This window comes from Amycolatopsis sp. NPDC051903, assembly GCF_044452505.1.
In the GTDB taxonomy this organism is placed as follows: domain Bacteria; phylum Actinomycetota; class Actinomycetes; order Mycobacteriales; family Pseudonocardiaceae; genus Amycolatopsis.
This window is the reverse complement of record NZ_JBITBT010000029.1, coordinates 1-11,994: the sequence shown is the minus strand read 5'-3', so window position 1 is coordinate 11,994 and position 11,994 is coordinate 1. Positions and strand designations below refer to the sequence as shown.

Annotated in this window: 12 protein-coding genes; 11 read left to right on the top strand and 1 reads right to left on the bottom strand. The window is 73.7% G+C overall.

Annotated elements, in window-relative coordinates; translation table 11 throughout:
• Positions 1–94: 94 nt before the first annotated feature.
• The 11 genes from ACIA77_RS38275 to ACIA77_RS38225 all read left to right on the top strand — a co-directional run bounded on the left by ACIA77_RS38275 (position 95) and on the right by ACIA77_RS38225 (position 11,366).
• Positions 95–844 (top strand): GntR family transcriptional regulator, encoded by a 750-nt coding sequence (locus tag ACIA77_RS38275; protein WP_395891002.1) that lies wholly within the window; start codon positions 95–97, stop codon positions 842–844.
• Complete coding sequence (gene phnG, locus ACIA77_RS38270; protein ID WP_395891001.1) at positions 837–1,271, top strand: phosphonate C-P lyase system protein PhnG; 435 nt, start codon at positions 837–839, stop codon at positions 1,269–1,271. The genes ACIA77_RS38275 and phnG overlap by 8 nt, the downstream gene beginning before the upstream one ends.
• Positions 1,268–1,858, top strand: coding sequence for a phosphonate C-P lyase system protein PhnH (gene phnH, locus ACIA77_RS38265; protein ID WP_395891000.1), 591 nt, complete (start codon positions 1,268–1,270; stop codon positions 1,856–1,858). The genes phnG and phnH overlap by 4 nt, the downstream gene beginning before the upstream one ends.
• Entirely contained in the window at positions 1,858–2,973 is a 1,116-nt protein-coding gene (locus tag ACIA77_RS38260) for a carbon-phosphorus lyase complex subunit PhnI (RefSeq protein WP_395890999.1), read from the top strand. The genes phnH and ACIA77_RS38260 overlap by 1 nt, the downstream gene beginning before the upstream one ends.
• Entirely contained in the window at positions 2,973–4,790 is a 1,818-nt protein-coding gene (locus ACIA77_RS38255; protein ID WP_395890998.1) for an alpha-D-ribose 1-methylphosphonate 5-phosphate C-P-lyase PhnJ, read from the top strand. The genes ACIA77_RS38260 and ACIA77_RS38255 overlap by 1 nt, the downstream gene beginning before the upstream one ends.
• Positions 4,791–4,795: 5 nt before the next feature.
• A complete protein-coding gene (locus ACIA77_RS38250; protein WP_395890997.1) occupies positions 4,796–5,533 on the top strand; it encodes an ATP-binding cassette domain-containing protein in 738 nt (245 codons plus the stop codon).
• Between the two features lie 34 nt (positions 5,534–5,567).
• Complete coding sequence (locus ACIA77_RS38245) at positions 5,568–6,773, top strand: alpha-D-ribose 1-methylphosphonate 5-triphosphate diphosphatase (protein WP_395890996.1); 1,206 nt, start codon at positions 5,568–5,570, stop codon at positions 6,771–6,773.
• Complete coding sequence (locus ACIA77_RS38240) at positions 6,770–7,591, top strand: inositol monophosphatase family protein (protein ID WP_395890995.1); 822 nt, start codon at positions 6,770–6,772, stop codon at positions 7,589–7,591. Before ACIA77_RS38245 ends, ACIA77_RS38240 begins: the two co-directional genes overlap by 4 nt.
• A complete protein-coding gene (locus tag ACIA77_RS38235) occupies positions 7,588–8,124 on the top strand; it encodes an HD domain-containing protein (protein ID WP_395890994.1) in 537 nt (178 codons plus the stop codon). Before ACIA77_RS38240 ends, ACIA77_RS38235 begins: the two co-directional genes overlap by 4 nt.
• Positions 8,125–8,366: 242 nt before the next feature.
• Positions 8,367–9,926 carry a purple acid phosphatase family protein gene (locus tag ACIA77_RS38230; RefSeq protein WP_395890993.1) on the top strand — a complete coding sequence of 520 codons (1,560 nt, stop codon included), beginning with the start codon at positions 8,367–8,369 and terminating at the stop codon, positions 9,924–9,926.
• A 219-nt stretch (positions 9,927–10,145) separates the two neighbouring features.
• Positions 10,146–11,366, top strand: a complete 1,221-nt coding sequence (locus tag ACIA77_RS38225; RefSeq protein WP_395890992.1) for a cytochrome P450 — start codon at positions 10,146–10,148, stop codon at positions 11,364–11,366.
• Here ACIA77_RS38225 and ACIA77_RS38220 read toward each other — a convergent pair.
• The gene (locus tag ACIA77_RS38220) at positions 11,347–11,742 is read right to left on the bottom strand and encodes a TIGR03618 family F420-dependent PPOX class oxidoreductase (RefSeq protein WP_395890991.1); all 396 of its coding nucleotides are present in this window, start codon (positions 11,740–11,742) and stop codon (positions 11,347–11,349) included. The two genes, ACIA77_RS38225 and ACIA77_RS38220, sit on opposite strands and share 20 nt — an antisense overlap.
• Positions 11,743–11,994: the final 252 nt, after the last annotated feature.

Below are 11,994 nucleotides of genomic sequence, written 5' to 3'. Positions count from 1 at the left end.
CTCGGAACAACTGTCGCTGATGTTCACCTTCGAGCGCTTTCGCGTTGGCCACGGCGCAGTTGTCCGGACAAGCCGGGCGAGCACCGTGGGGGACATGACCTCGACGAGGTACCTCGACATCGCCGACCAGCTGGCCACCGAGCTGGCGGCTTGCGAACCGGGTACGCGGGTGGCGAGCGAGCCGGAGCTCGCCACCCGCTTCGGCGTGGGCCGGGCGGCCGCCCGCTCCGCTCTGCAGGAGCTGGAGCGGCGGCTGCTCGTGCGCCGCGTGCAGGGCGCCGGCACCTTCGTGAACCGGCGCATCGACTACGTGATCTCGCGGCTGCGGCCACCCTCGTGGCACGCCACCGTGACCGCGGCCGGCGCCACGCCCCGGTCGCAGATCAAGGGGGTCGAGCGGATCGCGCTGCCCGAAGCGGCGGCCGGCCGGCTGGAGCGCCCGGCGGGCACGCTCGTGCACCGGGTGATCCGGCACTTCTACATCGACGACCTGCTCGCGTCGTGGACCGAGGAGCTGATCCCGGTCGACGTCGCCCCGGACCTCGACGTCGCGCTCCACAGCGTGGAGTCGGTGGACCTGGTGCTGCGGCAGCTGGGTGGCGCGCTGCCGGTGCGCGCGTGGTGCCGGGCGAGCGTGGACATCCCCCCGGCCGAGGTGCTCCGCGGCCTGCGGATCGAGGCCAGTGTGCCGGTGTGGCGCATCGACAGCGTCAACCGGGACGCCGAAACCGGCCGGGTGCTCATGACCAGCAGCGCGTGGACGCGGGCCGACGCCGTGCGCGTGGTGGTGGAGCTGGAGGACCCGGCATTTCCCGTGAAGCGTGAAGGAGAACAGGGTGACTGACCCCTTGGGCCGGGAGGAGCGCTGCGGCCTGCTGGCCGAAGCCGAACCCGGTGAACTGCGGGCGCTCGCGGACGCCTGCCTCGCCGACGGCGCCGAAGTGCGGGTGCTGCTCGCACCGGAGGTCGGCTGCGTGCAGACCCAAGTGCGCGAGCCCGTGGCGGGCGAGCGGTTCCTGCTCGGCGACGTGCTCGCGTGCCGCGCGGAGGTGGAGCTCGCCGGCCACCGCGGCTGGGCGATGCGCCTCGGCGACGACCGCGCAGCGGCGCTCGCCGCGGCGGTGCTCGACGCCGAGGTGCAGGCCGGCCGGCCGCGTGCGTCCGAAGTGGACGAACTCTGCCGGGAGGTCGCGCGCCGCCTGGTCGAGCGCGAGGAGCGCGAATGGGCCGAACTGGCCCCGACCGTCGTCGAGTTCGAGGAGCTGACGTGAGCGCCGTGACCGCCACCGCCGCGAGCGCGGTGCTGCGCCCCGCCGAGTCACAGCAGGTGTTCCGCACGGTCCTGGAAGCGCTTTCGCGACCGGGCACCGTGCAGCAGCTGCCCGCGGATCTGGTGCGGGCCACCGACTCCGCCGTGCTGCCGGTGCTCGCGCTCGCCGACCTCGGCACCGGCGTGTGCGTGCTGGAGGAAGGCACGCGGTGGGCCGACGCCGTCGCGCTGGCCACGTCCGCGCCGATCCGGCCACTGGAGCTGGCCCGCCTGGTCGCCGCCGTGCGGCCGGTGACGGCCGGGGAGATCACGAAGCTGTGCCGCGGCAGCGCCCCGGCACCGGAGGACGCCGCGCTGGCCGCGCTCGCCGTGTCCGATGTGGACGGCGGCGACCGGCGCTGGCGGCTCTCGGGCCCCGGCGTGCCCGGTGAGCTCACGCTCGCGCCGCGGGACCTGCCCGCCGGGTTCGCCGCCGCGCGCGCCGAGGCCGTGGCCGGCTACCCCGCGGGGGTCGACCTGCTGCTCGTCACCGAAGACGGCCGCGTGACCGGCCTGCCGCGCACCACCACGATCATCGAGGAGGACTGATGGGGTACTCGGGAGCCCGGGGCGGGCTCGAAGCCATCCTCGCGGCCGAAGACCTCGTGCGCCGCGCCCGCGACCACGCGCCGGTGCAGTGGGCGGACACCGAGCAGATCGTCGCGCGGTTCCGGCTCGCCGTCGACCGCGTGATGGGCGAGGCCGGCCTGTTCGACGAGGAGACGGCGGCGGCCGCGTTCCGCCAAGCCGAAGGCGATCCGCTGGAAGCTTCGCACCTGCTGCGCGCCTACCGCTCGACGCTGCCGCGCCTCGCTGTCGGCGAACCCGTGGACCCGGACGAGCTGCTGATCCTGCGCCGCATCGTGCCGGCGTTCCGCGAGCCCGACGGACCGCAGCTGCTGGGCCGCACCACCGACTACACGGGCCGGTTGCTGGAGAAGCCCGCCGGCGCGCCCGAAGCCGTCGAGCACGTGCCGGGCACGCCCAAGCCGCGCACCGACGAGCAGCGCCGGCCGCGCCGGTTCCTCGACCTCCTGCGCGAACTCGACCTGGCCGTGGACCACCGCGGTGAGCACGAAGACGCCGAGCCGTTCGACGTCACGCGCCGGCCCGCCCGGCCGCCGGCCCCGCGGTCGGCCGCGCTCGCCGCGATGGCCCGCGCGGAGACGGGTGCGCTCGTCGCCCTCTGGTACCGCTCGATCCTCGGGCCCGACGGCGACATCCACGAGGTCACGCTGGGCGAGGTGCGCCACGGCCGGCTGCCGCTGCGCGTCAAGCACCCGCACACCGGGAATCCCGTGACCGTCGGCCGGTTCCGCGTGACGGAAGCCGAGGCGATCGAGGACCTCGACGGCGCCGAGGAAGACCGCAGCCGCTTCGACGTGGGGTACGGCCTGTGCTTCGGCCACAACGAGCGCAAGGCGATCGCAATGGCCAACCTCGACATCGCCAACCGCCGCTTCGGCCGGACGGGCCCGCTCGAGCAGCTGCTGCTGCTCACGACCGACGGCCTCGACTCCGGCGGGTTCCTGGAGCACCTCAAGCTCCCGCACTACGTCACGTTCCGCTCGATGGTGGAACGCAAGCAGGCCCTGCAGGCCGCCGTGTCCACCGGTGAAGGACCGGCGCCCCGGCCGGCGGAGCCGTTCGGAGGGGAATGCTGATGACTTCGACCGAAGACCTGCTCGTCGACCTCGAAGCGCTGGCGGAACCCGCCGGGATCCTCGACGAGGGCGGCAAGCGCGAGGTCCGCCGCGCCGCTCTCACCGCGGTGTGCGTGCCCGGCTACCAGGTGCCGTTCGGCTCGCGCGAGATGCCGGTGGCCCGCGGCTGGGGTTCGGGCGGCCTGCAGGTGACGCTCGCCGTGATCGGGGCGCAGGACACCGTGAAGGTCATCGACCAGGGTGACGACGCCGGCGTGAACGCCACCAACCTGCGCCGCATGATCGCCGCCACCACGGGCGCGGCCGAAACCGCCGACACGCGCGAGGCGACGATCGTCCAAACGCGACACCGCGTGCCCGAGGAAGCCTTGTCGGAGGGCGATGTGCTCGTGTACCAGGTGCCCGTGCCGGAGCCGCTGCGCGGCGTGGAGAAGTCCGTGGTCGCGTGCGCGCGGATGCACGCCGAGGGCGACTACTCGGCGATGTGGGTGAGCCTGTACGAGGACATCGTGCGCAACGGCATGATCACCCGCACCACCGGTTACCCCGTGCTCGTCGGCGGCCGCTACGTGATGGCCACGACGCCGATCCCGCGCTGGGACGTGCCGCGGCTGCACCGGTCGCCGCACCTGAACCTCTTCGGCGCCGGCCGGGAGAAACGCATCTACGCCGTGCCGCCGAACACGGACGTGGCCCCGCTGACGTTCGACGACGTGCCGTTCGAGGTCGAGTACACGCCGGGCGCGGTGTGCAAGCTGTGCGGCCGCGACGACACGTTCCTGGTGGCGGCGGGCACCAGCGGCGGCTACGCCTGCAGCGACACCGAGTGGTGCGCCCGCGTACGCGCCGGCGACGCGGACGAGACGGCCCACCGCGACCGCGCGCCGCTGGCCCTGCTGCCCGACCCCCGCCGCCGCGCCCGGGCCACGGTCTCCGCCGGGGCGCGCGAGCTGCCGCGCCGCGAGATCGCCGCCGACGCACCGGAGTGGGCACTGCGGGTCGACGGCATCGGCAAGGTGCACGGCGCCGGTGGCGCGGACGCCGTACCGGGCACCGGGCCGGAACACGGCACCGCGGTCAGCCCCGCGACGGGCGCGATCGTGGCCGCGTGGGACGTCTCCTTCGACGTCGCGCCGGGCGAGGCGCTGGGCGTGATCGGCGAATCGGGGTCCGGCAAGTCGACCGTGCTCGCGTGCGTCATCGGCGAGGAGCGCGCGACGGCCGGCGAGGTCCGCGTGGCCACTGTGGACGGTGGCCGCACCGACCTGCTGACGCTCACCGACGCGCAGCGCCGCGCCCTGCGGGTCGACGCGATGGCCGTGGTGCACCAGAACCCGGCCGACGGGCTCGACCTGCGCGTGTCCGCGGGCGGCAACATCGCCGAGCGCCTCACGGCCGCGGGCTGGCGGGGGTACCACGACATCCGCCGGCGTGCGGCCGAACTGCTCGACCGCGTCGAGGTTCCGCTCTCGCGCATGGACGATCCCGTCGGGACGTTCTCCGGCGGCATGCGCCAGCGCGTGCAGATCGCGAAGGCGCTGGCCACCGAACCACCGGTGGTGCTGCTCGACGAGCCCACCACGGGACTCGACGCGTCGGTCGCCGCCGGGGTGCTCGACCTGCTGCGCGGCCTGCTGTCCGAACGCGACATCGCGGCCGTCGTGGTGAGCCACGACTTCTCCGTGATCGACGCGCTCACCGACCGCACGATCGTGATGCAGCTCGGCCGCGTGGTCGAGCGCGGCCTCACCGACCAGCTCTTCCACGACCCCCACCACCCCTACACCCAGCGGCTCGTCGCCGCGGCCCGGAGGTGACCCGAGTGTCCGCCGTCCTGTCCGTTCGCGGACTGCGCAAGTCCTTCACCCTGCACACGATCGACGGCCGGACCGTGCACTCGCTGCACGGGGTCGACCTCGACGTGCGCGCCGGTGAGCACGTCGCGCTCGCCGGACCGAGCGGCGCCGGCAAGTCGTCGCTGCTGCGCTGCGTGAACCGCACCTACCTGCCCGACGCCGGCTCCGTCGGGCTGCGCACCGGCGCCGGTGAGGAACTCGAGCTGACCGAGCTGCCCGACCGCGCGATGGCGCGCGTGCGCGGCCGCGAATTCGGGTACGTGTCGCAGTTCCTGGCCGCTCCCCCGCGTACCGGGCCGCTCGAGGTCGTCGCCGCGACCGCCCGCCGCCGCGGGATGGACCGGGCCGAGGCGCGTGAGGCCGGCGCCGAAGCGCTCAAGCGGCTCAACCTCGACGAAGCGCTGTGGGACGTCGACTGCTCGGTGCTCTCGGGCGGCGAACGCCAGCGCGTGAACCTCGCGGCGGGCACGGTCCGCCCGCCGCGGCTGCTGCTGCTCGACGAACCGGTGTCGGCGCTCGACCCGGCCAACCGCGAGGCCGCGCTGGACCTCATCGCTTCGCTCACCGCGCAGGGTGTGGCGGTGCTGGCCGTGTTCCACGACCTCGACGCCATGCGGCGCCTGGCTTCCCGCGTCGTGCTGATGAGCGAAGGCCGCATCGCTCGCGACGGCGCGCCCGAAGAGATCCTGGAGGAAGTGGCATGAGGACTGCTGACGAACTCACGACCGCGGAGGCAGCGTGACGACCGAGGTGTTCGAGTCGAGGATGGACCAGTGGACGCTCGGTGCGCCGCCCGCGAACTACGTGCTCGGGCACGTGCGCGCGGTGCTGCCGGACCGCGTGCTCGACGACGCCCTCGTGGCGGTGCGCGACGGGGTGGTGGCCGCGGTGGAGCCGCACGCGCCCGGAGTCGAGGCCGATGTGGACGGTCAGGGCCTGCTGTGCGTGCCCGGGCTCGTCGACGTGCACAGCGACGGACTGGAAAAGGAGCGGTTGCCGCGGCCCGGGGCGGAGCTGCCGATGGAGTTCGCGCTGCTGTCGTTCGAGGGCAAGCTGCGCGCCGCCGCCGTGACGACGGTGTTCCACGGCGCCGGGTTCGAGCAGAGCCACGGGCGCGGGCTCGCCCGCACCGTCGAGCGCGCCGGGCAGGTGTGCCGCGCGGTCGACGACCGCCCGGCCGGTCTGGTCGACCACCGGATCCTGTACCGGCTCGACGTCCGCTCGCCCGAAGGCCTGCAGGCGCTGCAGGACCGGCTCGCGGCCGCGCCCGGCACCGGCGTCGCGCCGCTCGTGTCGCACGAGGACCACACGCCGGGCCAGGGCCAGTACGCCGACCGCAGCTACTACGAGCGCTACCTCGTCGGCACCCGCGGGATGTCGCCGGAAGAAGCCGCCGAGCACGTGACCAGCCTGATCGCCGAACGCGACGGACGGCTGGGCGTGCGCGAGGACGCGATGGCGTGGCTGGGCGAACAGGCCCGCGCGGGCCGGATCCGCTTGCTGGGCCACGATCCCGCGTCGGCCACGGAGATCGGCGAGCTGGTGGCCCGCGGCGGGTCGGTGGCCGAGTTCCCGACCACCGTCGAGGCGGCCCGCGCGGCGCGCGAGCGCGGCCTGCCCGTGGTGATGGGCGCCCCCAACGTGCTGCGCGGCGGTTCGCACAACGGCAACGCGTCGGGCCGCGACCTCGTGGCCCTCGGGCTGGTGACGGCGCTCGCGTCGGACTACCTGCCCTCGGGCCTGCTCGCGGCGGCGTTCGCGCTCGCCGACGACGGCCTCGTCACGCTGGCCGAGGCGATCGGCCTCGTCACGGCCGGCCCCGCGGCCGTCGCCGGCCTCACCGACCGCGGCCGGCTCGAACCGGGCCTGCACGCCAACCTCGCCCTCATCGCGGCGGGGCCGCGCTGGCCGGTCGTCCACACCACCCTGGTGAGCGCGGCATGACCCACATCGGCTGGCCGGTGCCGGAACCCGTGATCCCCGAGGGCACGCACCCCGCACTGGCCGACGCCACCCGGGCGGCCGTCGCGGCGTTCGCGGCGGCGCGGGCGAAACACACCCGGGCGGAGCTGGCAGAGAAGGTGCAGATCGGCGCCGACGGGACGCCGACGATGCGGCTGGACATCCTCGTCGACACCGCCGTCGCCGAGGTCGTCGACCGGCACCGGGTGAACCTGCTCAGCGAAGAGATCGGCGTGATCGACCACGGGTCGGCCGTGACGCTCGTGGTCGACCCGGTCGACGGCACCGCCAACGCGGCCGCCGGCGTGCCGCTGTCGGCGTTCGCCGGGGTGGTCGCGGTCGACGGGGTCGCGCGGGAGGCGCTGACCTGCTGGCTCGACACCGGCCGCTGCTGGCACGCGGTCGCGGGCGAGCCCACGCCGTACCGGACCACGGGCCGCCGCGAGCTCGACGGCGCGGCCGTGAGCCTGCTGCGGCCCCACGGTGCCGACGACGACGCGTGGTGGCGGGTGGCCAAGCGCGCCGCGCGCGTGCGGATCCTGTCCACCAGCTGCCTGGAGGCGGCGCTGGTCGCCGAGGGCTCCACCGACGCGTTCGCCGACGCCGGCTCCGACACCCACCGGATCATGGACCTCGCCGCGGCGATGGTCATGGTCCCCGCCGCCGGCGGCGCCGTGCTCGACGTCCGCGGGCGGCCGCTGGAGATCGACCCCGACCTGACGCGCCGCTGGTCCGGCGTCGTCGCCGCCACGCGCGAGCTCGCGGAGGAGCTCGCCGCCACCATCGAGGAGAAGCCGTGACCCTCACCCGCGAAGACCTCGCCGGGCTCGTCGACGGGCTCGCCGGCCTGCCCTACGGCGGCGAGCCGGTGGACCAGCGCAGCCACGCGCTGCAGGCCGGCTGGTTCGCGGCGCAGCACGGCGCCGACGACGAACTGCTGCTCGCCGCGGTGCTGCACGACATCGGCCGCGCGCCAGCGGTGCGCACCGAGTGGCCCGACCTGCCCCACGAGCTGTCAGGCGCCGAGTTCGCGCGCCGGCACCTCGGCGAGCGGGCGGCGTGGATCATCGCGCAGCACGTGCCCGCCAAGCGCTACCTCGTGGCCACGGACGCGGTGTACCACGACCACCTCAGCCCGGCGTCCGTCGCGTCGTTGATCGTGCAGGGCGGGCCGATGACGGCCGAGGAGGCCGCCGAGTTCGCGGCCCACCCGAACGCCGAGGAGGCCGTGCTGGTGCGCCGCTGGGACGACGACGCCAAGGACCCGCGGGGCCTGATGCTGGAGACGGCCGACGTGCTCGCGGCCTACGACCGGTTCCTCGCGGCCCGCTGACCGGCACGAGGTCCCCGGAACGCGACGCACCTGGACGCCGACGACGGCGCTCAGGTGCGCCGCCCGCGCCGCCGCCGGTCAGGCCCGGATGCCCGAAAAGTTCCGCACGTCGGGTGTCCTGATGGGACCGTCCGGCCCAAGCCCGCGGCCGCGTGGGCACACTTCACGCGGCTGACAGGTTTCGTTCATCACGGCGTCGGCCGGCCCGCCTAAATTCTGCTCGCCGAAGCCGAGGAGGGTCCATGTCCGAGTCCAGCAAACACACCGTCAGCCGCCGGGGAGCGCTCGGCCTGCTGGGCGCCGGGGCGGCCGTGCCGCTGCTCGGCACCGGTGTGGCGAGCGCCGCCCCGCAGAGCGCCGCGTTCGTGCCGCAGGTGGGGTCCGGCACGACGCCCGTGCAGGGTCTGCACCTCACGTTCGGCCGCGACCCCTCGCGGCAGATGGTGGTCTCGTGGATCACCGAAGCGTCCGTGCGCAAGCCGCGCGTCCTCTACGGCACGCTCGACGGCGGGTTCGGCGCCGTGGCGCAGGCAGACACGCGCACGTACGTCGACGGCACGTCCGGCCGGACCGTGTGGGTGCACCACGCGCTGCTCGACCGGCTGCGCCCGGGCACCGAGTACATCTACGCCGCGCAGCACGACGGCGCGACTCCGGATGCGGCGACCTTCCGCACCGCGCCGAGCGGCCGGTCGGCGTTCACCTTCACGAGCTTCGGCGACCAGTCGGCGCCACAGGTCACCTGGAACGCCGCGGGCGCCGTGGGCCTCGACGCCAACTCGACCCCGGCCACGAAGGACATCGTGACGGGCATCGAGACCGTCGCCCCGCTGTTCCACTTGCTCAACGGCGACCTGTGCTACGCGAACCTCGACCTCGACCGCGTGCGCACCTGGAACAACTTCTTCACCAACAACACCCGCTCCGCGCGCTACCGCCCGTGGATGCCGGCCGCGGGCAACCACGAGATCGAGAAGCTCAACGGCGAGATCGGCCTGTCCGCGTACCAGGCCTACTTCGACCTGCCCTCCACGGAAACCGACGCCGAGCTGGCCGGCCTCTGGTACAGCTTCACGGCCGGTTCCGTGCGCGTGATCGTGCTGCAGAACGACGACAACTGCCTGCAGGACGGCGGCGACGTCTACATCAACGGCTACTCCGGCGGCCGCCAGCTCGCCTGGCTCAAGAAGGAGCTGGCCGCGGCGCGGGCGTCGCGCGACATCGACTGGATCGTCGTCGCGATGCACCAGGTCATGATCAGCACCTCCGACGCCAACGGCGCCGACCTCGGCCTGCGCGAGAAGTACGGGCCGCTGTTCGACCAGTACGGCGTGGACCTGGTGCTGTGCGGGCACGAGCACGACTACGAGCGTTCGCTGGCCGTGCACGGGGTCGTCTCCGGCAGCGAGACGCTCACGCCGAACCCGGTCTCGTCGGCCACCGACAACATCGACGCCACGCACGGCACCGTGCACATGGTCCTCGGTGGCGGCGGCGTGTCCGGCACGACCAACGGCAGCTTCTTCAAGGACGGCACCGGCAAGGTCATCACCGCCGTGTCCGCGAAGGCCGACCCGACGTCGGGCAAGCGGGTGGCGACCTACGTCAAGGAGCAGGCCGTGTGGAGCGCGGTCCGCGACGAGGAGCACCCGTACGGCTTCGCGGCCTTCACCGTGGACCCGGGCCGCCACCGCGGGGACACCACGACGATGCACGTGACGTACTACAACATCAACAAGCCGCACGGCGAGCTGTCCGTGTTCGAGAAGTTCTCGCTGCACCGCCGCCGCTCCGACGGCTGAGCCGCACGAGGGAGACGGGGCGCCATCCGGGTGGGCCGGGGTGGCGCCCTTTCCCTGCCCGCAGGTCAACCCCTGCCCGCTGGTTCACTCGGAACCGTCGCCCGCACCCCTTTTCGGGGTCTTCGCAACCGGTGTGCGCGCTACGGTTCTCGCCGGAGCCCGGTGCCCCGAGGACAACCGTCCTCTGTGGACACCCGGGTCAGCGAGGAGTGCCCGCCGATGGACCCCGTCACCACCCCGTTCGTGCTCGACCCCGCCGCTCGCGACGTGCACGGCGAAGGCGCGCGGCTGCGCGAACGCGGTCCGCTGACGCCCGTCGAGCTGCCGGGCGGGGTGTCGGCGTGGGCCGTCACGAGCCCGCCGCTGCTGAAGCAGCTGCTCACCGACCCGCGCGTGTCGAAGGACCCGCGCCGGCACTGGCCCGCCTACCGCGCGGGCGAGATCCCGGCCGAGTGGCCGCTGCACATCTGGGTTTCCGTGCAGAACATGTTCACCGCCTACGGCAGCGAGCACCGCCGCCTGCGGGCCCTGGTGTCGCAGGCGTTCACGCCCGCGCGCATCGAGGTGCTGCGGCCGCAGGTCGAGGAGATCACCGCGGGCCTGCTCGACACCCTCGCCGCCGGCCCCGCCGTGACGGATCTGCGCGAGACGTTCTGCTACCAGCTGCCGATCGAGGTCATCTGCCGCCTGGTCGGCGTTCCGGAGGACGCGCGCGCCGGCCTGCGCGAAGGCGTCGCCGGCCTGTTCGCGACGTCCGCCTCACCCGAGGAAGCGACGGCGAACGTCGCCCGCCTGTACGAACTCCTGGCCGGCCTCGTCCGCACGCGCCGCACCGACCCGGGCGACGACCTGGCCACGGCGCTGATCTCCGCCCGCGACGACGAGGGCACCGCCCTGACCGAAGCGGAACTGCTCGACTCCCTGATGCTCGTCATCACCGCCGGCCACGAGACGACGGTCAACCTGCTCGACCAGTCGGTCGCCGCGCTGCTCGCCCACCCCGCCCAGCTCCGCCTCGTGCTCGACGGCACGCGCACCTGGACGGACGTCATCGACGAAAGCCTGCGCTGGCAGTCGCCCGTCTCGCACCTGCCCCTGCGCTACGCCCTGGCCGACATCCCACTCGGCCCCGCCACCATCCGCGCCGGCGAGCCCATCCTGGCGTCCCTCGGCCCCGCCGGCCGCGACGAAGCCACCCACGGCCCCGACGCGCACGTGTTCGACGTGGCCCGCCCGGACAAGTCCTCCCTCGCCTTCGGCCACGGCGTGCACTACTGCCTGGGCGCTCCGCTGGCCCGCCTGGAAGCCGCCACCGCCTTACCCGCGCTCTTCACGCGCTTCCCGGACCTGTCCCTGGCAGGCGATTTGCACCCGTTGGCGTCCTTCATCACCAACGGGCACGCAGCGCTGCCCGTCCGCCTCAGGCGCCGACCGAGCTGATGTGCTCCGCCTCGATCTTCCACAGCACCCGCACCTTGTCGCGGCCGCCGTACCACGCGTAGGGGCGCCCGGTGTAGCGCTGGGCCAGCTTTTCGATGTGCTCGGCCCCGCCCTCGGTCGTGGCCTCCAGCACCCGCCCGCGCACGACGAAGTACCGGTACGGCCGCTCGGCGTCCACCACGTTCAACGCCACCCGCGGATCCCGCGCGACGTTGCGCACCTTGCGGAACCCCTCGACCGTGTTGACCAGCACGTGCTTCCCGTCCGTGTCCACCCACGTCTGCGTCAACTGCGGCGACCCGTCCGGCATCGACGTGGCGATGAAGCACAAACTCGGCTTCTCCAGCAACTCAAGCAACTCCGCAGGCAACTCCATGCCCCCACGCTAGTAGGCCACCGCCCCCACCCCGACCGCGCCCACACACCACCTACGCCACCGCCTCGGACACCCCCAACACCACCTGCACCCAGCCCCCACTCCGGACCAACCGCCACGGACACGCCCGACAAGACCCGCACCCAGACTCCGCCCCGCACCTCGATCCGAAGCCCCCACGCGGTCTGGATCACCTTGTCAAGGCACGCTTTCCAGCCTTGACAAGGTGATCCAGACCGTCGTTACCATCAT